Raw genomic sequence first — 26,564 nt, forward strand, 5'->3', positions numbered from 1 at the left:
GCGATTGTTCTAGTTCTGATCTTGATCAATGCCCGATTGCGGACACGAGATATGCTGGAGGCGAGGACGGGAGTCGAACCCGTCTAGACGGCTTTGCAGGCCGCTGCATAACCGCTTTGCTACCTCGCCAGAGGATATAGTGCGCTTGATCGATGTGAGCGGTTATGAAGCACATCAACAAGGGAAGAAAGGATCTTCCTGAATTCTGGAGCGGGAGAAGAGTCTCGAACTCTCGACCTCAACCTTGGCAAGGTTGCGCTCTACCAACTGAGCTACTCCCGCTTAGGAGTGTTACCACTTATCTTGCAAAACCTGGAGCGGGAGAAGAGTCTCGAACTCTCGACCTCAACCTTGGCAAGGTTGCGCTCTACCAACTGAGCTACTCCCGCATGGAGCCTTACAATTTACTACCGACTGCAGCTCCAGTTCAGAAAACTGGAGCGGGAGAAGAGTCTCGAACTCTCGACCTCAACCTTGGCAAGGTTGCGCTCTACCAACTGAGCTACTCCCGCGTACAGAACAACGATTATGACAGAACTTTGACGTTTTTCCAAGATCGCTTTACAGCTTTGCAATCTTTGGAGCGGGAGAAGAGTCTCGAACTCTCGACCTCAACCTTGGCAAGGTTGCGCTCTACCAACTGAGCTACTCCCGCTTCGTCTTTCATTCTGTTGCGTTGTTGTCGCAACAGGCAGGCATTATAGAGATTCTATTCTGTACGTCAAGGATGCCACGAACAAATTAAATCGCCCCCGCCTTCTCCTTGATCAGGGGCCAGGCGCGGCGCAGATAGTAGAACATCGACCACACCGTCAGCACGCCCGCCACCCACAACAGGTACTCGCCCCAGAAGTGAATGTCGATGCCGAACAGGCGATCATGGAACAGCAGCATCGGGATCGCCGTCATCTGGGCAGCGGTCTTGATCTTGCCGATCGAGCTCACCGCCACCGAGCGGGTGGCGCCGATCTGGGCCATCCACTCGCGCAGCGCCGAGATGGTGATCTCGCGGCCGATGATGATGCCGGCGATGATCGCGTCCACCCGGTCGAGCTGGACCAGCACCAGCAGCGCGCCGGCCACCATCAGCTTGTCCGCGACCGGGTCGAGGAAGGCGCCGAAGGCCGAGGTTTCGTTCCAGCGGCGGGCCAGGAAACCGTCGAACCAGTCGGTGATGGCGGCGACGATGAAGACGGCGGTGGCCGCCAGATTGCGCTCGTGGAGCGTCATCCAGTCAGTAGGAAGATAGAACAATCCGACAACGAGGGGAATGAGCGCGACGCGTAACCAGGTCAGGAGAATCGGTATATTGAAGGGCATGAGAGAGCTGATTACCGTGGAAAAATGCTTGGCCGTTAGTCTACATGGGTATGCTGGTTTGGGCCAGTTGACTCATCTGTATGCTCCCAATTGAGCGCCTGAAAGCTCAACGTGCGACAGACATCGTGGGTTGACGTGAGGCATATAAACAGAGCAAGCACGTCGTCCCCGCGCAGGCGGAAATAGCGCCACTGGCACTATTTCCCCCGAGCTTCAGTACACCGCTGAGGCCCGGTTACAGTGGCTACGCTGACGACTTGGGCCCCCACCTTCGTGGGAGCGACGTGCGTCGACTGCTACTTAGTGCAACTGCCTGTAAATCTCTTCCGCCAACGCACTCGAAATCCCCTCGACCGTCATCAAATCTTCGACACTGGCGTCGATCACCCCGCGCAGGCCGCCAAAGCGCGCCAGCAGGCGCTGGCGGCGCTTGGCGCCGATGCCTTCGATCTCTTCCAGGCGCGAGGCCTGGCGCGCCTTGGCGCGCTTGGCGCGCATGCCGGTGATGGCGAAACGGTGCGCCTCGTCGCGGATCAGCGCCACCAGCATCAGCGCCGCCGATTCCTTGCCCAGTTCCTGGGCCGGGCGGCCGTCGGCGAAGATCAAGGTCTCCAGGCCCACGCGCCGCCCTTCCCCCTTCGCCACGCCGACGATCATCGAGATGTCCAGCCCCAGCTCCGTAAATACCTGGCGCGCCATTTCCACTTGCCCCTTGCCGCCGTCGACCAACACGATGTCGGGCATCACGCCCTCCCCGCCCGCCACTTTTTCGTAGCGGCGCGTCAAGACCTGGCGCATGGCGGCATAGTCGTCGCCCGGCGTGATGCCGTTGATGTTGAAGCGGCGATATTCGCCGTTCTGCATCTGGTGGTGGTGGAACACCACGCACGACGCTTGCGTCGCCTCGCCCGCCGTGTGGCTGATGTCGAAGCATTCGACGCGCAAGGCGTCCAGGTCTTCGCTGTCGAGCTGCAAGGTGTCGGCCAGCGCGCGCGTGCGCGCCTGCTGCGAACCCTGCTCGGACAGCAGGCGCGCCAGCGCGATCTCGCCGCCCTTGCAGGCCATCTCGAGCCACTGGCGGCGCTGGCCACCCGGCTGCAGCACCAGGCTGATGCGGTGGCCGCACTGCTCCTGCAAGGCCATGATCAGCTCGGGCTGGTCGAACTCGACGTTCATGATAAGCGTGCCCGGAATGAACTGGCCGGCATAGTGCTGGGCCAGGAAGGCGCATAGCACCTCCACTTCGATCGGGCATTCCCCCAGCGATTCGCCGACGTGGCTCGGGAAGTAGGCGCGGTCGCCTAGGTGGCGTCCCCCACGCACCATGGCCAGGTTGACGCAGGCGCGCCCGCCCTGCACCACCACCGCGATGACGTCGACGTCGGCGTCGCCCGTCGTCTCCATGCTTTGCGCGTGCAGCACTTTCGACAGCGCCTGGATCTGGTTACGCACCGACGCCGCCTGCTCGAACTTGAGCTCCATGGCGTAATCCTGCATCTTCTGCTCGAGGTCGGCCATCACCTCGCTCTGGCGTCCGCGCAGGAAACGCGCCGCGTTTTCCACGTCGAGCTTGTACTCATCCGGCGCGATCAGCTTCACGCAGGGCGCGCTGCAACGGCCGATCTGGTGCAAGAGGCACGGCCGCGTGCGGTTGGCATAGACGCTGTCCTCGCAGGTACGCAGCCTGAAAACGCGCTGCAGTAGCTGGATCGACTCCTTGGCCGCCCAGGCGCTGGGGAAAGGACCGAAGTACTGGTTCTTCTTGTCCAGCGCGCCGCGGTAATACGCCATGCGCGGCGCCTCGCCGCCCGTGATCTTGATGTAGGGGTAAGACTTATCGTCGCGGAACAGGATGTTGTAGCGCGGCTTGAGCGTCTTGATCAGGTTGTTTTCCAGGATCAGCGCTTCGGCCTCGCTGCTGACGACCGTCGTTTCCAGGCGCGCGATCTGCGACACCATCATCGCGATGCGCGGGCTCGACAGGTTTTTCTGGAAGTAGCTCGAGACGCGGTTCTTGAGGTTGCGCGCCTTGCCGACGTAGAGCACATTGTCGGCCGCATCGAAGTAGCGATAGACGCCGGGCAGCCCCGGCAGGCGGTTGACGACGGCCAGCACCTGCGCGCGCACGTCGGCCTCCACCTTCGGGCTCAGTTCGCGGTTGGCTTCGGCGCGCATTTCCTCGCGCGCGTCCGACAGGCGCTCGCGGCCGATCCGCGCGGCCAGTTCGGGGGTGACGTCGACGGATGGATTACCAGCTGCTGCGGGTTTTGCTTCGGACATTACTCTGCCAATGATGGTGTTGCCAACGGCGCCTGGGTCACGATCACGAAGGCGACGCCGTAGTCGGCCTCGTCGCTGATCGTCACCTGGGCGCTGAGCCGGTGCTCGCGCATGAAGTCGCCAAGGCCGCCGCTGCAGACGATGACCGGCTTGCCGCTCGGGTCATTGAGCATCTGGGCGGAACGCCAGGTCATGGGCATGCGCATGCCCATGCCGATGGCCTTTGAAAACGCCTCCTTGGCCGAGAACCGGGTGGCCAGGAAGCGCAGGCCGCGCACCGCGTTCTTGGCGCTGCGGGCATGGTATTTTTCCAGCTCTTGCGGGCCGAGGATTTTCTCGGCGAAGCGCGGGCCGCTACGCGCGAGGGCAGCCTCGACACGCGAGATCTGGACGATGTCGGTGCCGATGCCGTAGATCATCTCAGGCCCCGGCTTTCGCAGAGTAAGCCACGCCCAGGCGCGCCGCGACCATGATCGCCTTCATCTCGCGCACCGCGTTTTCCCAGCCGGCGAACAAGGCATGCGCCACGATGGCGTGGCCGATGTTCAGTTCATGCAGGTCGGGAATCGCCGCGATCGGCTGCACGTTCGTGTAGTGCAGGCCATGGCCGGCGTTAACGCGCAGGCCGCGCCTGACGCCCTCGTGCACGCCCAGCTTGATGCGCTCGAGTTCGGGCGCCACCTCACTGCCTTCGGCCTCGGCATAGCGCCCCGTATGCAGCTCGATCACGGTGGCGCCGACGGCCGCCGCCGCTTCGATCTGGCGCGCATCGGCATCGATGAACAGCGAGACGCGGATGCCCTCTTGCTTCAATTGCTTCACCGCCGCCTCGACCTCGTTGTAGTAGCGCACCACGTCCAGGCCGCCCTCGGTCGTGACTTCCTCGCGCCGCTCCGGCACCAGGCACACGTCCTGCGGCTTCACCTGGCAGGCGAAGTCGATCATCTCGCGGGTCACGGCCGCTTCCAGGTTCATGCGCGTCAAGAGCAGCGGACGCAGGGCCAGCACGTCGGCATCCTTGATGTGGCGGCGGTCTTCGCGCAGGTGCAGGGTGATCAGGTCGGCGCCCGCCTGCTCGGCCAGCAGCGCGGCGCGCAGCGGGTCCGGGTACGTCGTGCCGCGCGCATTGCGCACGGTGGCGATGTGGTCGATGTTCACGCCCAGGTCGATCACCTGGCCGGCGGGTTGCAGGAAGCTCATAATATTCTTTTTACAATTGCATCAAATCGATCAAAATCTGGCGCGTATTGAGCGGCTGTCCGCCCAGGTGGTGCGCCAGCAGGAAGCGCATCAATTGCTTGCTCTGCGCCTGGGTCGCCGGATCAGTATAGTCCTCGCGCTCCATGTCCAGCAGGGTCTTGCCCAATACCACGGGCCACACTTCGCCGGCGCCCGCCGCGCGCGCGCCGCGCTCCGGATCGACCACGTAGGAGCTAGCCGGCGCGACCGGGCCGCGGCTGCTCGTGCAGCGGCCGAGATCGGCTGCGACGCCTGTTTCCCTAAGTAAGGCTCTTTCGAATTTTCGCAAGACGATTTGCGCCGGTTCGCCGTGGGCGAGCTGGTTCAGGGTCGAGACGTAGTGGTCGAACAGGGCCGGATGGCGGTCGTCGCGCGCCAGCAGCTTTACCAATAATTCGTTCAGGTAGAAGCCGCACAGCAGCGCGGTGCGTTCCAGCGGCAGCATGCCGCCCACCCACTCGGCATCGATCAGGGTGCGCAGCTCGGACTTTCCGCTCCACGATACCGACAAGGGCTGGAAGGTCTGCAGCACGCCGCGCAGCTTGGAGAACGGGCGCTTGGCGCCCTTTGCCACCACCCCCACCCGGCCATGGTCGCGGGTGAACATGTCGATGATGAGGCTGGTCTCTTTGTAGGGATAGCTGTGCAGCACGAAACCGGGCTGGCCGACGATGCGACTGTCACGGGCCGGCGCGCGCGGGCGCTTGCCCGCGGCCGGCGTGGTCTCGTCGTCGATAAATTGGTCGTGGCTGGACATGCGCGCGGCTTGCGTCCTCGGCCCTTACTCGTAACCGTAAGCGCGCAGACCCGCTTCGTTGTCGGCCCAGCCGGACTTGACCTTGACCCAGATTTCCAGATAGATCGGGCCGCCAAACAGCTTTTCCATGTCGAGGCGCGATTGCGTCGAAATCTCTTTCAGGCGCGCACCCTTGTCACCGATGATCATCGATTTATGGGTGCTGCGCTCGACCAGGATCGCGGCGAAGATGCGGCGCAGATTGCCTTCCTGTTCGAACTGTTCGATCACCACGGTGCTGGTGTACGGCAGTTCGTCGCCCAGCAGGCGGAACACTTTTTCGCGCACGATCTCGGCCGCCAGGAATTTTTCGCTGCGGTCGGTGATGTCGTCCGGTCCGAACACCGGCGGATTTTCCGGCAGATGGCGCTTGATCTCGGCTTCCAGCGCGTCGACCTGGAAGCGCAGCTTGGCCGAGACCGGCACGATGGCGGCGAAATTGAACAGGGCCGAAATCTTTTGCGCGAACGGCATCAGCACCGCCTTGTCCTTCACGCGGTCCGATTTATTGATGACCAGGATCACCGGGACATTCTTTGGCAGCATCTCGAGCACCTGCTGGTCGGCCGGGCCGAAGGTGCCGGCTTCGACCAGGAACAGGATCGCGTCCGACGACGTCAGCGTGTTCGAGACGGTCTTGTTGAGCGTCTTGTTGAGCGCATTGGCGTGGCGGGTCTGGAAGCCCGGGGTATCGACGTAGATGTACTGCGCGTCGTCGCGGGTCTGAATGCCGGTGATGCGGTGGCGCGTGGTCTGGGCCTTGCGCGACGTGATCGACACCTTGGCGCCGATCAGGACGTTCATCAGGGTCGACTTGCCGACGTTCGGGCGGCCGACGATGGCGATATAGCCACAACGGAAGTTGCCGCAATGGGAATTGTCGGGAGTGGCGTTCATGCTTTTTCTGTTCCTGGTTGTGCTGCGTGGGGCGTGCCGGATGCGGAAGCCTCGCCCTGGGGGGTGGCAATGCCGGCCAGCTTCAATTGGGCCGAGCGCTGCCGTGGCTTGCGCGCGCCCGGCGTCTTGGCCAGCGCCTTCTGGGCCGCTTCGAGCGCCAGGCTGGCGGCGGCCTGTTCGGCGGCGCGGCGGCTTCCGCCGCGGCCGAACACCTGCACGTTCAGCTTCGGCACCAGGCATTCGACTTCGAATTCCTGGCTGTGGGCGGCGCCGTGGGTGGCCACCACATTATAGGTCGGCAGCGCGATGCGCTTGGCCTGCAGGAATTCCTGCAGCAGGGTCTTGGCGTCCTTGCCGAGCGTGGCCGGGTCGACCGTCTGCAGCAGCGGGATATAAAAGGCGCGGATCGTGTCGCGCGCGCTGTCGAAGCCGCCGTCGAGGAAGATCGCGCCGAGCAGCGCTTCCAGGGTGTCGGCCAGGATCGAGGGGCGGCGGAAGCCGCCGGACTTGAGTTCGCCCTCGCCCAAGCGCAAAAATTGCGACAGGTCGAGCTTCTGGGCGATCTCGAACAGCGCCTGCTGCTTGACCAGGTTGGCGCGCAGGCGCGACAGGTCGCCCTCGTCGAGCTGGCTGAAACGTTCGTACAGCACCGAAGCGACGACGCAGTTGAGGACCGAATCGCCCAGGAATTCCAGGCGCTCGTTATGCAGACTGCTATGGCTACGGTGGGTCAGGGCTTGCTGCAGCAACCCGACTTCCCGGAACGTATACCCCAAGCGCGTTTGCAATAACTGAAGATTCATTGTTGATGTCATGTGCGTGGCCGGGCTGGCCACGGTGTTTCTATAAAGGCTTAACGGGCGGCGCTGTCGGCCTCGGCCACCACGCCGCTCGGGTCGGTGGTGCCGGCGAAGTCGATCAGCAGGCTGACGTTACCCATCAGCGGCAGCCGCTTTTCGTAGGCAAAGCTGATCTGCATCTCGTCACCGTCGCGGCTGAAGACCAGGTCCTGGCCGCGTACGGCCTCGACGTCGTTGACGCTGGTATGGCGGTTGAAGGCTTGCTGCATCTCGCGGATGCTGCCGCCGGTGCTCTTGACCTGGGCGATCCCGGACTTGATCGCGTTGTACTCGATATAGGCCGGGACCATGCGCATGGCGAAGATGCCGGCCACGCCGATGATGGCCAGCGCCACGATCAGGCCGGACAGCGAAATACCGGCTTGCTTGTTCAACAGCTTCCTGCGATCCATGCGCGCCCCTTGTTATTCGATACCGCCGACACGCTTCGGATTGCTGAAGTTCATCCAGACCACGAAGGCCTTGCCGACGATATTGCGATCAGGCACGAAACCCCAGTAACGGCTATCCGCGCTATTGTCGCGATTATCGCCCATCATGAAATACTGCCCTTCCGGCACCACGCAAGTGAACTTGTCGTAGGTGTATTCGCAGTTTTCGCGCAGCGGGAAGTTTTCCACGCTGCCCAGGTCGATATTACGCTTGTCGGCCGTATTCAGGATGCGGTGCTGGGTAAAGCCGCCCGGGCTCGGCAGTTTCTCGACGAACTGCTTGTGGTAGATTGGATGCTGGTCGTCCAGGTAGTCGTCCAGCGCCGTGTACTCGACCGGCTTGCCGTTGACCGTCAGGCGCTTGTCCTCGTAGGTGATTTTATCACCCGGCACGCCAACGACGCGCTTGATGTAATCCTGGTTCATGTCTTTTGGATACTTGAACACCATCACGTCGCCGCGCTGGGGATTATTGATCTGGATGATTTTTTTATTGACGATCGGCAGGCGGATGCCATAAGTGTACTTGTTCACCAGGATGAAGTCGCCCACCAGCAGGGTCGGCACCATCGACGATGACGGGATCTTGAACGGTTCCCACAAGAATGAGCGCAAGATGAACACCAGTGCGATGACCGGGAAGAAGCTGCCCGAATACTCGATCCAGGTCGGCTGGCGCAGGTGGGCCTGCTCGATCGCCGCGCGATTGCCGTTGTGGTCGACCTTGATCCCATCCGCGACCAGCTTGGCGTTGCGCGTATCGTACTCGCGCAGGGCGGCATCGGCGGCGCGGCGCCGTTGTTTCGCCAAATAGAATGTGTCCAGGCACCAGATGATGCCCGTGATCACCATCAGGACGAACAGGATCAGGGCGAAATTGCCCAGGATGGGTTGCAGGTTCATTATTTATCTTCCACCTGGAGAATGGCCAGGAAGGCTTCTTGTGGAATTTCCACCGAGCCGACCTGCTTCATGCGCTTCTTGCCGGCCTTTTGCTTCTCCAGCAGCTTTTTCTTACGCGAGATGTCGCCGCCATAGCACTTGGCCAGGACGTTCTTGCGCAGCGCCTTGACGTTTTCACGCGAGATGATGGTGGCGCCAATCGCGGCCTGGATCGCGACGTCGAACATCTGGCGCGGAATCAGTTCGCGCATCTTGGCCGCCACCTGACGGCCGCGGTAAGGCGCGTTGGCGCGGTGGACGATGATGGCCAGGGCGTCGACTTTTTCGCTGTTGATCAGCATGTCGACCTTGACCACGTCGGCCGCGCGATTTTCCTTGAACTCGTAGTCCATCGAGGCATAGCCGCGCGAAGTCGACTTGAGGCGATCGAAGAAGTCCAGCACGATCTCGGCCATCGGGATCTCGTAATGCAGTTTCACCTGGCGGCCGTGGTAGGCCATGTCCATCTGGATGCCGCGCTTGCCGTTACACAGGGTCATGACCGCACCGACGTACTCTTGCGGCATGTACAGGTTGACGTCGACGATCGGCTCGCGCACTTCGTTGATCTTCGACGGTTCCGGCATCTTGGATGGATTGTCGACGCGGATCATGCTGCCGTCGCGCATCTCGACCTCGTACACCACGGTCGGCGCCGTCGTGATCAGGTCCATATCGAATTCACGCTCCAGGCGCTCTTGCACGATCTCCATGTGCAAGAGGCCCAGGAAGCCGCAGCGGAAGCCAAAGCCCAGCGCCTGCGAGACTTCCGGCTCGTACATCAGGGCGGCGTCGTTCAGCTTCAGCTTTTCGAGCGAGTCGCGCAGCGCGTCGTACTGGTTCGCCTCGACCGGGAACAGGCCGGCGAACACCTGCGGCTGCACTTCCTTGAAGCCTGGCAGCGGCGCTGGCGCCGGACGGCTGGCCAGGGTGACGGTATCGCCCACGCGGGCGGCGGTCAGTTCCTTGATGCCGGCGATGATGAAGCCCACCTGGCCGGCGGTCAGTTGCGGCAGCGACACCGAACGCGGGGTGAATACGCCGATGTTTTCCACCAGGTTCACCGACTCGGTCGCCATCAGGAGGATTTTTTCTTTCGGACGCAGGGTGCCGTTGACCACGCGCACCAGCATCACGACGCCGACATACGGGTCGTACCAGGAGTCGACGATCAGGGCCTGCAGCGGCGCATCCGGGTCGCCCTTCGGCGGCGGCACCTTGGCGATCAGGGTTTCCAGCACGTCTTCCACGCCCAGGCCGGTCTTGGCCGAGCACACGGTGGCGTCGGACGCGTCGATGCCGATCACGTCCTCGATCTCTTTCTTGGCGTTGTCCGGGTCGGCGTGCGGCAAGTCGATCTTGTTCAGGATCGGCACCACTTCCACGCCCAGGTCGAGCGCGGTATAGCAGTTGGCGACCGTCTGCGCTTCCACGCCCTGCGAGGCGTCGACCACCAGCAGCGCGCCTTCGCAGGCCGACAGCGAGCGGCTCACTTCGTACGAGAAGTCGACGTGGCCCGGGGTGTCGATCAGGTTCAGGTTATACACCTGGCCGTCGCGCGCCTTGTACGACAGCGCCGCGGTCTGGGCCTTGATGGTGATGCCGCGCTCGCGCTCCAGGTCCATCGAATCGAGCACTTGCGCGTCCATTTCGCGGTCCGACAGGCCGCCGCACAGCTGGATGATGCGGTCGGCCAGGGTCGATTTGCCATGGTCGATGTGGGCGATGATGGAGAAGTTACGTATGTTGTTCATTAACAAAGCTCAAAACCAGAAAGGCCGCGAAAGGCGGCGACTACGACGAAATATGGCGCACTGCGTTGCAGGACGAACGGGCCGCGCAATACGAAAAAGCGCTGCGTCGGGGGCCGTGCCGGTCCCCAGGCGAGCGCCTTGGAATTCTTGGAAGGTCATACATCACCGCTCCGACCCGGCATTTTACCGGATTTCGAGCCAGAAAGGCCGGTTTCCAGAGGGTGGCTCAGGACGCATGCTGGGCCAGGTAGGCCCGCACGGCCGCCTCGTCCAGGAAGTAATGGCATAGCTCGGGCTGGGCCGGGTCGCCATACAGCACCGGCACCAGCTCGTCGAACCGCGCCACCAGCGCCGGGTCGGCGTCGACGTCCAGTACGGCGACGTCGAACGGCTGCCCGGGCGGCTCGAGCGCGCGCAGCGCCGCCAGCATGTCCTCGCACAGATGGCACCAGCTGCGCGAATACAGGACGAACCTCGGGCCGAACTGCGTCGGCATACTCCCCCGCTGCGTCACTGGCGCGGCTTGAGCGTGATGTACTGCGATGTGTCCTCGCGCTGCACCAGCAGGGCCACCGCCTTCGACTTGTCGTGCTTGGCCAGCAAGGCCTTGAACTGCTCGACGCTGGTGATCGGCGTGTTGTTCCACTGCAGGATCATGTCGCCGGGCTGGATGCCGGCGCTGGCGGCAGCGCCCTGCGCCTCCTCGACCAGCAGGCCGTGGTCGATGCCCAGCTCCTTGCGCTCGGCGGCCGGGATGTTCGACAGCTGCAGGCCCAGCGCGTCCGGGGCGATGGCCGGCGCCGGTTTCTTGGGCTGCTGGCGGCCCTGGGCCGGACGCTCCTCTTGCAGCTCGACGATGGTGACCGGCACCTCGACCTGGGCGCCGCGGCGCCAGACGGTGACGCTGGCGCGGCTGCCGACCTTGGAGGCGCCCACCAGGCGCGGCAGGTCGGTGGTCGACTCGATCGGCTGCTTGTTGAAGGCCAGGATGATGTCGCCGACCTTGATGCCGGCCTTTTCGGCCGGGCCGCCCGGTTCGACCATCGAGACTTCGGCGCCGCGCGCCTTGCCCAGGCCCAGCGATTCGGCCACGTCGCGCGTGACTTCGCTGATCTGCACGCCCAGGCGGCCACGGGTGACCTTGCCGGTGGCCTTGAGCTGGTCCGAGACGCGGATGACCTCGTCGATCGGCACCGCGAACGAGATGCCGTTGTAGGCGCCCGACAAGGTCGCGATCTGCGAGTTGATGCCGATGACTTCGCCGCGCAGATTGATCAGGGGGCCGCCCGAATTGCCGGGATTGACCGCCACGTCGCTCTGGATCAGCGGCAGGTATTCGCCGGTATCGCGCGACTTGGCCGAGATGATGCCGGCGGTGACGGTATTCTCGAGGCCGAACGGCGAACCGATGGCCAGCACCCACTCGCCGACCCGGATCTTGCTGGAGTCGCCGGTGCGCAGGTAAGGCAGATTGGTCGCGGCGAGCTTGAGCACGGCAACGTCGGAGCGGCGGTCGGCGCCCAGCACCTTGGCCTTGAATTCCCGGCGGTCGGAGAGGGTGACGGTGACCTCGTCGGCGCCCTCGACCACGTGGGCATTGGTCAGCACGAAGCCGTCGGCCGAGATGATGAAGCCGGAGCCCACGCCGCGCTGCACTTCGCGTTCTTCTTCGGGCTGTGGGCCGCGCCGGCCGCCGCCGCGCGGAGCCATCTGGCCGCCGAAGAAGCGGCGCAGGAATTCCTGCATTTCTTCCTCGCCCGGCGCGCCGCCGCGGGTGCGCACGCGCTCGGTAGTGCGGATATTGACGACGGCCGGCCCCACCTTGTCGATGACGTCGGTGAAGTCGGGCAAGCCGGAGACGGTCGGGGTGGGGACGGGGGCGGCGGCGTGGACGGGTTGGATGAATGCCGTGGCGCCGGACACGAGCAGCGCCGACAGGAGCAGGCTGGCAGTTTTACTGGTCATGGATTCGCTATCGAATGGCTAAGATTGACTGAATGGTAAGCCAAATTACGCGCTTTGTCGCGCAGTGCCAGTCGGGTATCGCCTACGTCCGACGCAGGAGAGATGGAATTTAAGCCTGGGGTAAGGATGGCCGACCGGGAAGTCAGGAAGAAGCGGTCTTGGCGAGCACCGCCGCCAGGCCGGTGGACTCGGGCGCCACGGCCGCGCGGCGCAGCGGCGGCGGCTCGCTGGCGAGGCGTTCGGCCAGGCGCGCGCGGAATTTGGGCGACAGCGCCGGCGCGGCCGTGTCGCGCAGCGCGTCGCCGATCAGGTGATACAGATCCCAGGCCTGGCGGCCGTCGGTATCTTGCAGCGCGGCCAGTGCCAGTTCCAGATCGGCTTCGGACAAGGCGCCGTCTTTCAGGGCAGAAATCTGCTCGCGTAATTTTCTATTGGTGTCCATCGGTGGTTCCATCGACGTCGGTAGTGTTCAATATTTGCTGTGTTCGTACGATCCCGCTACCTACCGACGTTTGTCAACCGGGAAATCGAGTAAAGGGCGTAATTTCTCGGCAATGACTTCGCGCGCGCGGAAGATCCGGCTGCGCACCGTACCTATTGGACAGGCCATCACTTCAGAGATTTCCTCATAGCTGAGTCCTTCGATTTCGCGCAAGACGATCGCCGTGCGCAGTTCGAGCGGCAATGCTTCCATGGCCGCGTTGACTGTGTGGGCAATCTGCTTACTGGCGAGCATGGATTCCGGTGTATTAATGTCGCGCAAGCTGTCTGCATCATCGAATCCTTCGGCACGTTCGGCATCCGTCTCGGTCGAGGTCGGCGCGCGCCTTCCCTGGGTGACTAGAAAATTCTTGGCAGTGTTGATTCCTATTCGATAAAGCCACGTATAAAAAGCCGAATCCCCGCGAAAATGGCGCAGGGCCCGGTATGCCTTGATGAAGGTCTCTTGCACCACGTCTTCGGCTTCGGCCGGATCGTGGACGAGACGCGACACCAGGCGCATCAGGCGACGTTGGTACTTGGAGACAAGCAAATCGAAAGCCCCCTGGTCCCCCGCCTGGACGCGCTCTACCAGCAACTGATCACACTCGCGTTCTGTCGTCACGGACCATGCCCCATTGGCGACCCTCTCGCGAGGAGCACCGATCTACTCGTGCAGCGTAAATCGGTACATCCTTAAGAGTTGGCCCCCTGCAATAAGTTCACACTGTTTTGTATCGGTATTGTTGCAACCCCATTCGCCAAGGCACGCACGGCCACCGCCAGCGCGCGATACTGGCCGGCGCCCACGGCGTCTGGCAGCAGCACCAGCGGCCAGGTCGCGCCGTCTTCGGCGCGCAGGCGCAGCAAGATGCAGCAAGGCCAGACCGTGGCGCCGGGAAGCAGCGTCATGGCTGGGCCCGGCCCCGGAATCCCGGCCGCCGGCCCGCCTTCCCCCAACTCCTGTTGTACCGTCAGGCGTAGCTGCCCAACTCCAGAAATATCAATTCGGCGCACCGTTGCAATCGAGTGCAAAATCGCCGTGGAATGTATGAGACGGCGGGCCAACGACAGCGCGGCCAGCAGCGGCGCGCATGCGACAGCACCGCCGAATGCGAAGCGTTCAGGCAGCAGCAGGCCCACGGCCAGGGCGGCCGCGCACAGGCACGCGCAGAAGGCGGCGAGCAGGCAGCGCAGGCGACGCGACGGCGCGATGACGGCGGACACCGCAAGCGACATGGAACAAAGGATGAGGGACAGGATGGCGGGCGGAGGAGGATCCTCTACCGCCAGCACCGGCCGGCCGCCACGAACGGGCGGCAGGCCGGGCTGTTGGAAGCGCCCATCCCGTTAGACCGGGATGGGGCGAAGTGGTTCAGACTTTGGCGAAGATCAGCGTACCGTTGGTGCCGCCGAAACCGAAGGAGTTCTTCACCGCGTAGTCGATCTGCATCTCGCGCGCCGTGTTGGCGCAGAAGTCCAGGTCGCACTCGGGATCCTGGTTGAAGATGTTGATCGTCGGTGGCGACACCTGGTTATGGATCGCCAGCACGGTGAACACCGATTCCAGGCCGCCGGCGCCACCGAGCAGGTGACCGGTCATCGACTTGGTCGAGTTCACGACCAGGTTCTTGGCATGGTCGCCGAACACGCGCTTGATGCCCTGCACTTCAGCCTTGTCGCCCAGCGGGGTCGAGGTGCCGTGCGCATTCACGTACTGCACCTGGTCGACGTTGATGCCGGCGTTGTTGAACGCATTGACCATGCAACGCGCCGCGCCAGCACCATCCTCGACCGGCGAGGTGATGTGGTAGGCATCCGCGCTCATGCCGAAGCCGATGACTTCAGCATAGATCTTGGCGCCACGCGCAACGGCGTGTTCGTATTCTTCGAGCACCATGACACCGGCGCCCTCGCCCAGCACGAAGCCGTCGCGGTCGCGGTCCCATGGACGCGAGGCGGTCGCCGGATCGTCGTTGCGGGTCGACAGCGCGCGTGCCGAGGCGAAACCGCCCAGGCCCAGCGGCGACACGGTCGATTCGGCGCCGCCCGCGATCATCACGTCGGCATCGCCGTACTCGATCAGGCGCGCTGCCGCGCCGATGCTGTGCAGGCCGGTGGTGCAGGCGGTGACGATGGCCAGGTTCGGGCCACGCAGGCCGAACTTGATCGAGAGATCGCCCGAGATCATGTTGATGATCGATGCCGGCACGAAGAACGGCGAGATGCGGCGTGCGCCGCGGTTCGCGTATTCTTCCTTGGTCGCTTCGATCATCGGCAGGCCGCCGATGCCCGAACCGATCACCACGCCGATGCGGTCCGCGTTTTCTTCAGTGACTTCCAGGCCCGAATCCTGCAGGGCCTGGATGCCGGCTGCCATGCCGAAATGGATAAACGTATCCATGTGGCGGCCTTCCTTGCCCGGCAGGTAGTCTTCGACGTTGAAGTTCTTGACCTCACCAGCAAAGTGGGTCGTGAATGGCGCTGCATCAAACTTGGTGATGCTGGCAATGCCCGACTTGCCGGCCAGTGCCGCATCCCAGGTCTCGGCAACGGTGTTACCGATCGGTGAGATGCAGCCCAGGCCGGTGACGACGACACGGCGGTTGCGTGAACGACTCAAGCGATTCTCCCAAAAACTGTAAAGCGACTACTTAGGCCTTGACGTGCGCGGTTGCGTAGTCGATGGCTTGCTTGACGGTGGTGATTTTCTCAGCCTGTTCGTCAGGGATTTCCATTTCGAACTCGTCTTCCAGTGCCATCACCAGTTCAACGGTGTCCAGCGAGTCAGCGCCGAGGTCGTCAACGAACGAGGAATCGATTTTGATGTCTGCTTCTGCAACGCCCAGTTGTTCAGCGACGATTTTTTTAACGCGTTGTTCGATATCCGACATGTTGTAGCTCCATTAAGGTATGTGTTGCGGAAAGTGCGCGCATTTTATCAGGTTTGCGACCCGAAAAACTATTTTCGGCGACTGCGGCTATTTCGCCGGAAAGTCCTGCTAAAAGTCCGGATTGCGCTCTAATCGGGACCGGCTCGCCGGGGCCGATTGGAGCGCGGTCTTTATCAATTTAATACTTTACTGATTAATTCATGTACATGCCGCCATTCACGTGCAACTCGGTGCCCGTGATGTAGGCGGCCTGCGGGCCGGCCAGGAAGGCCACCGCATGGGCGATGTCTTCCGGCTGGCCCAGGCGGCCCAGCGGAATCTGGGTCAGCAGGGCTTCGTGCTGGCCTTCGCCCAGCGCGCGGGTCATGTCGGTGTCGATGAAGCCCGGGGCCACGCAGTTGACGGTGATGTTGCGGCTGCCGATCTCGCGCGCCAGCGCACGGGTCATGCCGGCCACGCCGGCCTTGGCGGCGGCGTAGTTCATCTGGCCCGGGTTGCCGGCCGCGCCGACCACCGACGTGATGCTGATGATGCGGCCGGCCTTGGCCTTCATCATGCCGCGCAACACCAGGCGCGACAGGCGGCTGACCGCGGTGAGATTGGTGGCGATCACGTTGTCGAACTCGTCGTCTTTCATGCGCATGGCCAGGTTGTCCTGGGTGATGCCGGCATTATTGACCAGGATAGCCAGGCTGCCGTAGCCCTTCTGCACTTCGTCGACGACCTGTGCGCAGCGGGCCGCGTCGAGTACGTTCAGGACCACGCCCTTGCCGCCGAATTCGCTCAGGTAGTCGGAAATCGCCTGGGCGCCCGATTCGCTGGTGGCGGTGCCGACGACCTTCGCGCCCTGGCGCGCCAGTTCCAGCGCGATGGCCTTGCCGATGCCGCGCGATGCGCCGGTGACGAGCGCGACTTGGTTCTGCAGATTCATAGGTTTCCTTTATCTTTTATTCGGAGATCGACGCCAGCACGCGCTCCAGCGCAGCCTGGTCGACCAGCGCTTCGCCGACGAGGTTCGCGTCGATGCGCTTGGCCATGCCGATCAGGGTCTTGCTTGGTGCGCATTCGATGACCTGGGTCACACCGTCAGCTGCCATTTTCTGCATGGTCTCGACCCAGCGCACCGGACCGGCGGCCTGGCGCACCAGCGCGTCCTTGATCTGCTCGGGATCGCTCAGCACGGCGACGTCGACGTTGTTGATGACGTCAATTTGCGGAGCGGCAAACTTCAGCTCCGACATATAAGTACGCAGGCGGTCGGATGCCGGTTTCAGCAGCGACGAGTGGAACGGCGCCGACACCGACAATTTCATGGCGCGCTTGGCGCCCTTGGCCTTGGCAATCTCGCAGGCGCGCTCGACGGCGGCGGTATGGCCGGCGATCACGATCTGGGTCGGCTCATTGAAGTTGACGGCTTCGACCACCTCGCCCTGCGCCGCTTCGACACAGACTGCGTGCACGTCGGCGGCCTGCAGGCCGAGGATGACGGCCATGCCGCCCTGCCCGACCGGCACCGCGTCCTGCATCGATTGCGCGCGGAAGCGCACCAGCGGCACGGCGTCGGCGAACCGGATCACGCCAGCCGCCACCAGGGCCGAATATTCTCCCAGGCTATGGCCCGCGACCACATTCGGCACCGGGCCGCCGGCCGCGATCCAGGCGCGGTAGACGGCAACCGCGGCGGTCAGCATGACCGGCTGGGTATTGGTGGTCAGGTCCAGGTCTTCCTTCGGACCCTCGGCGATCAGGCGCTTGAGGTCGAAGCCCAGGGCGTCGGACGCTTCTTGCACCGTTTGATCGACCACCGGGTTCCCGGCGAAGCCGTTCAGCATGCCCACTGCCTGGGCGCCTTGTCCGGTGAACAGGAATGCGAATTTGCTCATCGTTGTTTTCCGTAGTTTTGTTGTTATTGGAGGCCAGGCCCGGCGCTTACATGCGCGCCAGCACCGCGCCCCAGGTAAAGCCGCCGCCCACGCCTTCCATCAGCACGTTCTGGCCCGGCTTGATGCGGCCGTCGCGCACCGCCTGGTCGAGCGCCAGCGGGATCGAGGCGGCCGAGGTATTGCCGTGTTCGTTGACGGTGACGACCATCTTCTCGAGCGGCAGGCCGAGTTTCTTGGCGGTGCCGTTCATGATGCGGATATTGGCCTGGTGCGGCACCAGCCAGTCGACCTGATCGGCGGAAACACCGGCGTGATCGAGCACCTCATGCGCGACTTTTTCCAGCACCGATACCGCCAGCTTGAACACCGCCGGACCGTCCATGTGCAGGAAGCCGCTGCCGGCGACCGCGCCATTGGCCAGGTTGCCCGGGATCGACAGGATGTCGGCGTGACTACCGTCGGCATGCAGCTTTGCGCCCAGGATGCCCGGCTCGTTCGACGCTTCGAGCAGCACGGCGCCGGCGCCGTCGCCGAACAGCACGCAGGTGGTGCGGTCGTTGAAGTCGACGATGCGCGAGAACACTTCGGAGCCGATCACGAGCACCCGCTTGTGGTTGCCGGCGCGGATGAAGGCGTCGGCGGTCGAGACCGCGTACACGAAGCCGCTGCAGACGGCGGCCACGTCGAAGGCGGCGCTGCCGTTGGCCATGCCCAGCTTTTGCTGGACGATGCAGGCCGTGCTCGGGAAGCTGCCGTGGAAGTCGGGAGTGGAACTGGCGACGATCACCAGGTCGACGTCGGCCGGGGATTTACCGGCCATCTCGAGCGCCTTGCGGGCAGCGTGCACGGCCAGGTCGGACGACAGTTCGTCGGCCGCGGCATAGTGGCGCGCCTCGATGCCGCTGCGGGTGACGATCCACTCGTGCGAGGTCTCGACACCTTTCTCGGCCAGTTGGGCCGCCAGCTGTTCGTTGCTGACGCGGTTGGCTGGCAGATAGCTGCCGGTGCCGGTGATTTTGCTATACATGCTCATTGCTTCACCATCCTGCTGGGTTATTGTGCCTGGCGCTGGCCGTCCTGCACGGGCGCCGGAGCGGCCGCGGGAGCAGCGACTGGAGCCGTTACCGGGGGGCTAGGCATCAGTTCGGCGATCAGGGCCGACAGGTGCTCTTGCACATTATTGTGCGCGGCATCGTAGGCGCGCTTGATCGCCCACTCGAAGGCATAGGCATTGGCGCCGCCGTGGCTCTTGAAGACCAGGCCTTTCAGGCCAAGCAGGCCGGCGCCATTGTAGCGTTCCGGATTGAGCTTCTTGAGCGACTTGCGCGCCAGCAGCGCACCCAGCATCGACAGGATGCTTTCCTTGAACACGCTCTTGACGAAGCGCGACATGCCTTCGATCGTTTTCAGGGTGACATTGCCGACGAAACCGTCGCAGACGACGACGTCGACCGTGCCCTTGAAGATGTCATTGCCTTCGACATTGCCAAAGAAGTTCAGTTTGCCACGTTCGGCATCGGCGCGCAGCAGCACGCCGGTGGCTTTCACCACCTCGTTGCCCTTGATGTCTTCGGTGCCGACATTCAGCAGGCCAATGGTCGGGCGCGGAATACCCTCGATTGCCGAACACAGCACCGAACCCATGATGGCGAACTGGTGCAGGTGATCGGGCTCGCAGTCGACGTTGGCGCCGAGGTCGAGGATATAGGTCGGCGCGCCCTTCTGGTTCGGGATGATCGAGCAGATCGCCGGGCGATCGACGCCGGCCATGGTCTTGAGCACGTAGCGCGACACGGCCATCAGGGCGCCGGTATTGCCGGCCGAGACGCTGGCGTGGGCGCTGCCGTCCTTGACGAGCTCGATCGCCACGCGCATCGACGAATCCTTCTTGCGGCGCAGGGCCACTTCGACAGGATCGTCCATCGCGACGACTTCGGAGGCGTGCTTGACGGTCAGGCGCGGGTGTTTGTCCGCGTGATGCTTCTTGAGTTCTGCGCGCAGCACATCCTCGACGCCCACGAGCACGAGCTCGGCGTCAGCTTGCTTTTTGAGGAAGGAGATGGCTGCCGGAATGGTAACTGAGGGGCCGTGATCGCCGCCCATGCAGTCAATGGATATTTTAATTGTCATTTGTTGGAGATGCCGCGGCTCACACAGGACGGGCGGCCAGAGGGGATCGGGGCGTGGCGCACATGCGCACGGGATCCAGGCTGTTCAACATGACGGTGCCAGGAGCGTCGGGACGAACTCCCAGGATGCAGCCGGTTACTGAGCAGATGCCAAAGAAAAAGCGGCGCCACGCAGATAACATACGTTGCGCCGCTTTCATGATACTAAAAGCCAGAACGTCGATTACTCGTCGTTCTTGGTCTTCAGGACCTTGCGACCACGGTAGAAACCGTTTGGCGAGATGTGGTGACGCAGGTGGGTTTCACCGGTGGTCGGCTCGACTGCCAGGTTAGGGGCGGTCAGGAAGTCGTGCGAACGGTGCATGCCGCGCTTCGATGGGGATTTCTTATTCTGCTGAACAGCCATGATAACTCCTAGTACTAAGTTCTAAAATTTTAACACAATCGATATGCAAAAAGGATGCAAGTCGAGTATCTCGGCGGCAAGCCCTAAGGACTACCGACATGTTGAACGCTGCTACAACTACCGCGAATGCCATACTCGATTGCACGCGTCTGACACGTTTCTTTGCAGAATTTGGACGACATTGTTTCTACGCTGCCGCCACCGTACTGCGAATCCTGTGCTGCTGATTTTTCCTGCTATTTCTTCTTCTTAGTCCGTCTTCAAGTTCTTGAGGGCGGCGAAAGGCGACACTTTATCGGTTTTCAGGCGATCGAGCAAGCCCGTATCCGGACAAACATCATGCCGTGGCGACTGCGGCAAGGCCAGCAGGGCCTCATCCTCGAGCAACTGGCGGATGTCGCACGTGCGGCTGCCGACGATGACGTCGATGCTTTCGTCGTCGAGGATTTGCTCGATTCCATCGGCATCCTCGTCGTTCTCGCCCAGCACCAGCATGGTCGACGAATCGATCTCGTAGTCCAGAGGCTGCAGGCAACGCTGGCAGACCAGCTTGACGTGACCGGCGACCGCGAGGGTCAGCGACGGATAGCCGTGGCGGGTCTTGCCGCCCTGGATCGACCAGCTGATATCGCCGCTCTTTTCCACGCTTTCGGCGGCCAGACGGGTCATCTCGATCAGGGGCGTAGCGCCTTCACGATGGCCGTCGCTCTTGCAAAACTCGAAGGCGTCGATGACAAAAGCGCTCATTTAGAAAGTTACCCCGGAAAACCTGCGATAATAGCAGGCTTTTCGCGCCGGCGTCAAAAAACCGTCGTATTCCCGCGTCGTATTCTCATCAAACTGCGCCATGAAACCTTTGCCTCCGCTCATCCTCGCCTCGAGTTCCGCCTATCGCCGCGAACTGTTGCAGCGCCTGGGCCTGCCCTTCGAGGCCGTCGCGCCCGACATCGACGAGACGGCGCTGGATGGCGAAACGCCGCAATCCACCGCCCTGCGCCTGGCGCGGGCGAAGGCGCAGGCTGTCGCGCAGCGTCACCCCGGCGCGCTGGTGATCGGTTCCGACCAGGTGGCCACACTGGACGGGCTGCAGATCGGCAAACCAGGCGATCATGCGCGCGCCTTGGCCCAGTTGCAGCTGATGCGCGGTCGCGAAGTCATGTTCCATACGGCTTTATGCCTGTGGGATGGGCGCGTTGCCGATCCCGACCAGGCCGCGCAAGTGGAGAACGTGCAGGTGCGCGTCGCTTTCCGCGACCTGCCCGACCATGAGCTCGACGCCTATCTGCGCATCGAGCAACCGTATGACTGCGCCGGCAGCGCCAAGAACGAAGGGCTGGGCATCGCCCTGCTCGAAGGCATCCAATCGAACGACCCCACCGCCCTCACCGGCCTGCCGCTGATCGCCCTGACCGGCATGTTGCGCAAGGCCGGCGTGCAGTTCTTTAGCAACTGAGCGGCACCTGACTTATAGAATTCGCACCATGCCCGGCACCCTGTACCTGATCCCGAATACCCTCGGCCCGACCGACGCTGTTCCCGGCGGCCTGAACTCCCTGCTCCCGACCCAGGTGCAGGCACTGACCAGCAAGCTCGACTACTTCGTGGCGGAAAACGCCAAGACCGCGCGCGCCTTTTTGAAACTGATTGCAATCGATCACCCGCTGGCCAAGCCGCTGCAGGAAATCGAGATCGCGGAACTGAACGTGAACACGCCGCCGGCGGCGCTGGCGCAACTGCTTGCGCCGCTGCTGGCGGGCCGCGACGCAGGCCTGGTATCGGAAGCCGGCGTGCCGGCCGTGGCCGATCCCGGCGCCGACCTGGTGCGCCTGGCGCATCAACACGGCATCGCGGTGCGTCCGCTGGTGGGGCCGTCGTCGCTGCTGCTGGCCGTGATGGCGAGCGGCCTGAATGGCCAGAGTTTTGCCTTCAATGGCTACCTGCCGACCGATGCGGCGCAGCGCACCAAACGCATCCAGGACCTGGAAAAGCGTTCGCGCAGCGAGCGCCAGACCCAGTTGCTGATCGAGACGCCCTATCGCAACGGCGCCATGCTCGAAGCACTGGCGGCTAGTTGCCAGCCCGGCACCCTGATCTGCGTGGCGACCGACCTGTCGCTGCCGACCGAGTCGGTGCGCACCCTGACGGCGGCCAAGTGGAAGGCGGCGCTGGCGTCCAATAAAGGGCCGGACTTCCACAAGAAGCCGACCGTATTCCTGTTGCTGGGTCAGTAAAGCTCGCGCCAACCCTGCGGCCGGGGTTCTAGCGGGTCCCCGCACTGCTCCACCGATACCGGCCGAATCGCGCGCAGCGAGGCACCGCCCGCCTGGATCTGGATGGATCGCATGGCCGCCCGGCAGTCGCCCAGTGTCCGCCCATGCCGGAACAGCGCGGTCGCCAGCGCGTGATCGCCGCGCCGCTCCAGCACGAGGCCATAGCGATAAAAGGCGCCACCCTCGCGTGACTGCATGGCGGTCTCGTACAGCGTGAGCACTTCGTCCGGCGCCTCGGCCTGCGCCCGGCCGTCCTCGATCAATGTCGCCAGCGCCGTTTCGGCGCGTCCGTCACTGCGCCCGAGTGCGCGCCGATACAAGGCGGCGGCCAGCACGTCATCCGGCTCGTTGCCGACACCCAGCTGGTAGCTACGCCCCAAGTAGTAGAGGCCGGCGGGATCGTCCGCCACGGCCGCGCGTGCGAACCACTGCGCACCCGGCGCCCGCGCTTCCGCATAGGCCGCGCGCTCGAGCATCAGCAAGCCGAGCCGCACCTGGGCGGCGGCCAATCCGCCTTCGGCCGACCGGGTCAGCCACTTGCGCGCCTGCTCCATATTCGGCTCGCCGAGGCTGCCATGCCCATAGGCCCAGGACAGGTTGGCCTGGGCCCAGCCATGCCCCTGTCCGGCAGCCTTGGCATACCAGAAGGACGCCTGGCGGCGATCGCGCGCCACGCCAGCGCCACGGTTGAGCAGCACCCCGAGATTGTTCTGCGCGTAGGCATTGCCTCCGTGCGCCGCGAGACGGTACAGGGCCGCAGCCTGCGCCAGGTCTTTCTCGAAGAAGCGCCCTTGCTCATACCAGGTGCCAAGGGTGTTCTGGGCAGTAGGATCGCCCTCCTCCGCCAGCCGCTGGATACGCATGACCAGTGCAGGATCGAGCGCCCGGGGCGGCTCGCCTGGCTTCCAGATGAACTGCGCCCTGAACCGCTTGTCTGGAGGCTTGCCCAGCGTGTTCAATGCATGGAAGGCGCATTTGGAGATGCTAGTCAGCGCCGCTGCGTCCAGATCGGCCCTGCCGCTGGACACCGCGACACGGGCGTCAGTGACCTTGCCGTCGGCATCGACCTTGATTTCCAGCGTGGATTGTCCGCCAGCCCTTTGCGCCAGCGCGGCAGGCGGATAGGAAGGACGCGCGCAGGCGTAAAGATCGAACTTCATCGCCTGCCGGATGCGATCCTGCTCGGCTGCATCGTGGACTGAGGCGATGGCCGCGGCGGCGGCCAGGAAAAGAATGGCGACACTCATACCGTGACTGTAGCGCCAGGCGCGGCGCTACACGCTCACGGAATGTCACACACCTGCAATCGCCAGGCGGTGGCTACTGCAGTGGCTGCGGGACGTCGTTGGTCAGTTCGCGCACCCAGTCGAACGCCGCCAGCTCGATCTCGCGCACCTCGGCCACCGTCAGGCCGATCTTCTTGAGCGCATTCGCCAGCTTGCGGCCACCCTCGGCCGCCTCGAGCAATTCGGCGATGCGCAGCATGGTGCCGAAATCGCCTTCGCGCTCGAGCAGCGCTTCGCGCACGTCGTGCGCGATGTCGACGTGTGCCAGGATGTCGGCCATCGGCACCGAGAACAGGGCTTCGGCCAGTGACATGATGCCCACAGTGAAGGCGCGGTCGGCGCTGGCGGTGTCGCCCGGCCGCACGCGCAGGGTCATCAATTCGAGCAGCTTGCCGCGCGTGGTGGCCAGTTGCAGCAGCGGCGACTTGAGTTCGACCCGGGCGCCGGCCGCCGTGTAGAGCAGGATCTGCAGCCAGCGTCCCAGCTGGCGCCGACCGAGCTGGACCAGGGCCTGCGACAGCGATTCGATGCGCGGACCCGGCACGGCGCGGCTGTTCACCAGGCGCAGCAGGTTCAGGCTGATCAGGGCGTCGCGCTTGACGGCGGTCTCGATCGTCTGACTGTCGGCGTTCGAGTTGACCAGTTCCAGCAGGCGCAGGATGGTGATTTCGGACGGCGTGATCTTGCGTCCGCTCAGGATGACGGGACGGGCGAAATAATAGCCCTGGAAATATTCGAAGCCGAGTTCCATACACAGCTTGAACTCGTCGATGGTCTCGACCTTCTCGGCCAGCAGGGTCTTGCCGGTGCCGCGCAGCGATTCGACCAGCTGCGCCAGTTCGTTCGGGACCACGCCCTTGACGTCGACCTTGATGATGTCGACCAGCTGCACCAGCTTATCGAGCTCGCTCGAGTGCTCGACCACGTCGTCAACTGCGAACTTGAATCCCAGTTCCTTGAGCTCGGCCACCCGCGCCAGCAGTTCCGGCGTTGGCTCGACGGTCTCGAGGATTTCCAGGATTACCTTGTGCGGAGGCAGGAAGCGCACGAAGTCGCTCATCAGCACCACCTCGTCGACGTTGACGAAGGCAAGCTGCTCGCCCACCACCTGCTCCATGCCGAGCTGGGATGCATGCGAGATGACGGCGGCGGTGGCCGCAGCGCCGTCGGTCAGCTTGGCGTCATCGTCCTCGCCGGCAGCACGGAACAGCAGCTCGAACGCCACCAGATGCTGGTCGCGCCCGAGGATGGGCTGACGCGCAAGAAAGAAATCATCGGACGGCACGGAGACCGCTGCCGTTGCATCGGCGTGCATCGAAAAATACTCCTGGAAACAGTCACGGCAGCGCGCCGCGCCAGGTGGACGGCACGCGCCACCCACCTACGCCGACTATACTACAAAAATGCCAATCTTAGCATTTCGACATCGAATCGAACGCTGCCCGGATCAGCCGCGGCCGCCACCGCCACCGCCTTGACGGGTGCGTCCATTGCGCGGTGCGCTCGGCGCTGCCGGGCGGGCGGCGCTGTTGCGCGCGGTGCGTGGTGCACCGTCGCGCGGGCCCGTGGCAGCATCGGCGCGGGTGCGCGCCGCATTGCCGCGTGGCGCCGGAGTGCCGCGTGGCGCACCATCGCGCGGAGCACCATCGCGTGGCGCGGCAGTGCGTGGACCACCGGCGCGCGCCGGTTTAGCTGGGGCGGCCGGCGCCTCGTCGGCGCGGGGCATGCTCTGGCCCGGCAGGCGCAGGCTGCCCTTGCCCGACAGCGGGCTGGCGCGGCGCGCATTGCCCACCGGCGCCCGTGGCGTATCGCCCACCATGCGGCCGGCGGCGGCGCCGGTCACTTGCGTGCCTGTCTCGACCGTGAAGCGGGCGCCGGCGTCCTTGCCCAGCACACGCACCAGATAGGGCATGACTTCACGCAGGATCGGCTCCAGCGTGTACGGCGGATTCAGGATGAACATGCCGCTGCTATGCAGGCCGGTGCCGTCCGGGGTCGGGGTGTTGGTGGTGAGCGTGACGTTGAGCCATTCCTTGGCCGGCAGGCGCTTGAGGCGGTCGGCGAACTGGCGCGACTCCATGCGCTGCAGCACTGGATACCAGATCGCAAAAATGCCGCTCGGGAATTTGGCCAACGCTTCATCGAGCGCGTCGCGCACGCGCTTGTAGTCGTCCTTGATCTCGTAGGGCGGGTCGATCAGCACCAGTGCGCGGCGCGACGGCGGCGGCAGCAGCGCCTTCATGCTATGGAAGCCGTCGCCATGCTCGATCATCACGCGGCGGCCGCGCGAACGCTCGCCCTGCTCCGCCTTGTGCGCGTCGAGCTTGCGGAAGTTATCGGCCAGGATCTTGCAATCGGCCGGGTGCAACTCGAACAGGCGCAGGCGATCCTGCTCGCGCGACATCTGCTCGGCCACGTAGGGCGAACCCGGGTAGTAGCGCATCTTGCCGCTCGGATTCATGCCCTTGATGAGGTCCAGGTATTCCTTCAGCGGGGCCGGGACGTCGGTGCAGTTCCACAAGGGGCCGATGCCGGTATCGAACTCGGCGGTCTTGGTAGACTGGAAACTGTCGAGCGCATACACGCCGGCGCCCGAGTGGGTGTCGATATAGGTATAGGCGGCATCCTTCTGGTTCATGTACACGTGCAGCTGCACCTGAACAAAATGCTTGAGGACATCGGCGTGGTTACCCGCGTGGAAGGCGTGGCGGTAGCTCAACATAAGCTGGAAT

At 63.7% G+C, this 26,564-nt stretch carries 28 protein-coding genes and 5 tRNA genes; 2 read left to right on the top strand and 31 right to left on the bottom strand.

The features are described 5' to 3' along the window. Positions 1-55 precede the first annotated feature (55 nt). The 28 genes from SOM61_RS16495 to SOM61_RS16630 all read right to left on the bottom strand — a co-directional run bounded on the left by SOM61_RS16495 (position 56) and on the right by SOM61_RS16630 (position 21,023). Positions 56-129, bottom strand: a tRNA-Cys gene (locus SOM61_RS16495). A 77-nt stretch (positions 130-206) separates the two neighbouring features. Beyond that, positions 207-282, bottom strand: a tRNA-Gly gene (locus SOM61_RS16500). Between the two features lie 31 nt (positions 283-313). Continuing rightward, a tRNA-Gly gene (locus SOM61_RS16505) sits at positions 314-389 on the bottom strand. Between the two features lie 47 nt (positions 390-436). Continuing rightward, positions 437-512 (bottom strand) — tRNA-Gly (locus SOM61_RS16510). A 67-nt stretch (positions 513-579) separates the two neighbouring features. Beyond that, a tRNA-Gly gene (locus SOM61_RS16515) sits at positions 580-655 on the bottom strand. A gap of 86 nt (positions 656-741) precedes the next feature. Then, complete coding sequence (pgsA, locus tag SOM61_RS16520) at positions 742-1,320, bottom strand: CDP-diacylglycerol--glycerol-3-phosphate 3-phosphatidyltransferase (protein ID WP_123067614.1); 579 nt, start codon at positions 1,318-1,320, stop codon at positions 742-744. A 300-nt stretch (positions 1,321-1,620) separates the two neighbouring features. After that, on the bottom strand, positions 1,621-3,495 hold the full coding sequence (uvrC, locus tag SOM61_RS16525; RefSeq protein ID WP_320475195.1) for an excinuclease ABC subunit UvrC: 1,875 nt from the start codon (positions 3,493-3,495) through the stop codon (positions 1,621-1,623). A 104-nt stretch (positions 3,496-3,599) separates the two neighbouring features. Continuing rightward, positions 3,600-4,019 carry a holo-ACP synthase gene (gene acpS / locus SOM61_RS16530; protein WP_320475086.1) on the bottom strand — a complete coding sequence of 140 codons (420 nt, stop codon included), beginning with the start codon at positions 4,017-4,019 and terminating at the stop codon, positions 3,600-3,602. Between the two features lies 1 nt (position 4,020). Then, on the bottom strand, positions 4,021-4,800 hold the full coding sequence (gene pdxJ, locus SOM61_RS16535; RefSeq protein ID WP_320475087.1) for a pyridoxine 5'-phosphate synthase: 780 nt from the start codon (positions 4,798-4,800) through the stop codon (positions 4,021-4,023). A gap of 10 nt (positions 4,801-4,810) precedes the next feature. Next, on the bottom strand, positions 4,811-5,596 hold the full coding sequence (recO, locus tag SOM61_RS16540; protein WP_320475088.1) for a DNA repair protein RecO: 786 nt from the start codon (positions 5,594-5,596) through the stop codon (positions 4,811-4,813). Between the two features lie 24 nt (positions 5,597-5,620). After that, positions 5,621-6,532 (bottom strand): GTPase Era, encoded by a 912-nt coding sequence (era, locus tag SOM61_RS16545; RefSeq protein WP_320475089.1) that lies wholly within the window; start codon positions 6,530-6,532, stop codon positions 5,621-5,623. Then, positions 6,529-7,335, bottom strand: a complete 807-nt coding sequence (gene rnc / locus SOM61_RS16550; protein ID WP_414675014.1) for a ribonuclease III — start codon at positions 7,333-7,335, stop codon at positions 6,529-6,531. The genes era and rnc overlap by 4 nt, the downstream gene beginning before the upstream one ends. Positions 7,336-7,385: 50 nt before the next feature. Beyond that, entirely contained in the window at positions 7,386-7,784 is a 399-nt protein-coding gene (locus SOM61_RS16555; RefSeq protein ID WP_320475091.1) for a DUF4845 domain-containing protein, read from the bottom strand. 12 nt (positions 7,785-7,796) lie between these two features. Then, positions 7,797-8,726: a signal peptidase I gene (gene lepB, locus SOM61_RS16560; protein WP_320475092.1), complete on the bottom strand. Its 930-nt coding sequence runs from the start codon at positions 8,724-8,726 to the stop codon at positions 7,797-7,799. Beyond that, positions 8,726-10,519 carry a translation elongation factor 4 gene (gene lepA / locus SOM61_RS16565; protein WP_320475093.1) on the bottom strand — a complete coding sequence of 598 codons (1,794 nt, stop codon included), beginning with the start codon at positions 10,517-10,519 and terminating at the stop codon, positions 8,726-8,728. Before lepA ends, lepB begins: the two co-directional genes overlap by 1 nt. 226 nt (positions 10,520-10,745) lie before the next feature. Continuing rightward, entirely contained in the window at positions 10,746-11,015 is a 270-nt protein-coding gene (locus tag SOM61_RS16570; RefSeq protein ID WP_320475094.1) for a glutaredoxin family protein, read from the bottom strand. A gap of 14 nt (positions 11,016-11,029) precedes the next feature. After that, a complete protein-coding gene (locus SOM61_RS16575; protein WP_320475095.1) occupies positions 11,030-12,484 on the bottom strand; it encodes a DegQ family serine endoprotease in 1,455 nt (484 codons plus the stop codon). A 142-nt stretch (positions 12,485-12,626) separates the two neighbouring features. Beyond that, positions 12,627-12,926 (bottom strand): sigma-E factor negative regulatory protein, encoded by a 300-nt coding sequence (locus SOM61_RS16580; RefSeq protein ID WP_320475096.1) that lies wholly within the window; start codon positions 12,924-12,926, stop codon positions 12,627-12,629. Between the two features lie 60 nt (positions 12,927-12,986). Further along, positions 12,987-13,589 carry an RNA polymerase sigma factor RpoE gene (gene rpoE / locus SOM61_RS16585; RefSeq protein WP_040776532.1) on the bottom strand — a complete coding sequence of 201 codons (603 nt, stop codon included), beginning with the start codon at positions 13,587-13,589 and terminating at the stop codon, positions 12,987-12,989. A 71-nt stretch (positions 13,590-13,660) separates the two neighbouring features. Continuing rightward, on the bottom strand, positions 13,661-14,260 hold the full coding sequence (locus tag SOM61_RS16590; protein ID WP_320475097.1) for a protein YgfX: 600 nt from the start codon (positions 14,258-14,260) through the stop codon (positions 13,661-13,663). A 79-nt stretch (positions 14,261-14,339) separates the two neighbouring features. Then, a complete protein-coding gene (gene fabF / locus SOM61_RS16595) occupies positions 14,340-15,587 on the bottom strand; it encodes a beta-ketoacyl-ACP synthase II (protein WP_320475098.1) in 1,248 nt (415 codons plus the stop codon). 31 nt (positions 15,588-15,618) lie between these two features. Then, positions 15,619-15,858 (bottom strand): acyl carrier protein, encoded by a 240-nt coding sequence (acpP, locus tag SOM61_RS16600; protein ID WP_005666812.1) that lies wholly within the window; start codon positions 15,856-15,858, stop codon positions 15,619-15,621. Positions 15,859-16,051: 193 nt separating this feature from the next. Beyond that, positions 16,052-16,789 carry a 3-oxoacyl-ACP reductase FabG gene (fabG, locus tag SOM61_RS16605; protein WP_320475099.1) on the bottom strand — a complete coding sequence of 246 codons (738 nt, stop codon included), beginning with the start codon at positions 16,787-16,789 and terminating at the stop codon, positions 16,052-16,054. Positions 16,790-16,805: 16 nt separating this feature from the next. After that, a complete protein-coding gene (gene fabD, locus SOM61_RS16610) occupies positions 16,806-17,741 on the bottom strand; it encodes an ACP S-malonyltransferase (RefSeq protein ID WP_320475100.1) in 936 nt (311 codons plus the stop codon). Positions 17,742-17,787: 46 nt separating this feature from the next. Then, on the bottom strand, positions 17,788-18,774 hold the full coding sequence (locus SOM61_RS16615) for a beta-ketoacyl-ACP synthase III (RefSeq protein ID WP_320475101.1): 987 nt from the start codon (positions 18,772-18,774) through the stop codon (positions 17,788-17,790). A 20-nt stretch (positions 18,775-18,794) separates the two neighbouring features. Further along, the gene (gene plsX, locus SOM61_RS16620; RefSeq protein ID WP_320475102.1) at positions 18,795-19,871 is read right to left on the bottom strand and encodes a phosphate acyltransferase PlsX; all 1,077 of its coding nucleotides are present in this window, start codon (positions 19,869-19,871) and stop codon (positions 18,795-18,797) included. A 222-nt stretch (positions 19,872-20,093) separates the two neighbouring features. Beyond that, positions 20,094-20,276: a 50S ribosomal protein L32 gene (rpmF, locus tag SOM61_RS16625; RefSeq protein ID WP_005666806.1), complete on the bottom strand. Its 183-nt coding sequence runs from the start codon at positions 20,274-20,276 to the stop codon at positions 20,094-20,096. Positions 20,277-20,525: 249 nt separating this feature from the next. Beyond that, complete coding sequence (locus tag SOM61_RS16630) at positions 20,526-21,023, bottom strand: YceD family protein (RefSeq protein WP_320475103.1); 498 nt, start codon at positions 21,021-21,023, stop codon at positions 20,526-20,528. Positions 21,024-21,123: 100 nt separating this feature from the next. On the opposite strand from SOM61_RS16630, the gene SOM61_RS16635 reads away from it, so the two are divergent. Together SOM61_RS16635 and SOM61_RS16640 are read left to right on the top strand one after the other, a co-directional pair. Then, positions 21,124-21,729 (top strand): Maf-like protein, encoded by a 606-nt coding sequence (locus SOM61_RS16635; protein WP_320475104.1) that lies wholly within the window; start codon positions 21,124-21,126, stop codon positions 21,727-21,729. A 28-nt stretch (positions 21,730-21,757) separates the two neighbouring features. Next, positions 21,758-22,507 (top strand): SAM-dependent methyltransferase, encoded by a 750-nt coding sequence (locus tag SOM61_RS16640; protein ID WP_320475105.1) that lies wholly within the window; start codon positions 21,758-21,760, stop codon positions 22,505-22,507. Here the strand turns inward: SOM61_RS16640 and SOM61_RS16645 are convergent. The 3 genes from SOM61_RS16645 to SOM61_RS16655 all read right to left on the bottom strand — a co-directional run bounded on the left by SOM61_RS16645 (position 22,501) and on the right by SOM61_RS16655 (position 26,554). After that, entirely contained in the window at positions 22,501-23,793 is a 1,293-nt protein-coding gene (locus SOM61_RS16645) for a TonB family protein (protein WP_320475106.1), read from the bottom strand. The genes SOM61_RS16640 and SOM61_RS16645 overlap by 7 nt on opposite strands. A 73-nt stretch (positions 23,794-23,866) precedes the next feature. After that, positions 23,867-25,147 (bottom strand): EAL and HDOD domain-containing protein, encoded by a 1,281-nt coding sequence (locus SOM61_RS16650; protein WP_320475107.1) that lies wholly within the window; start codon positions 25,145-25,147, stop codon positions 23,867-23,869. Positions 25,148-25,279: 132 nt separating this feature from the next. Beyond that, entirely contained in the window at positions 25,280-26,554 is a 1,275-nt protein-coding gene (locus SOM61_RS16655; protein WP_320475108.1) for a 23S rRNA (adenine(2030)-N(6))-methyltransferase RlmJ, read from the bottom strand. Between the last annotated feature and the right edge of the window lie 10 nt (positions 26,555-26,564).

Source organism: Massilia sp. CFBP9012 (assembly GCF_034045115.1).
GTDB lineage: Bacteria > Pseudomonadota > Gammaproteobacteria > Burkholderiales > Burkholderiaceae_D > Telluria.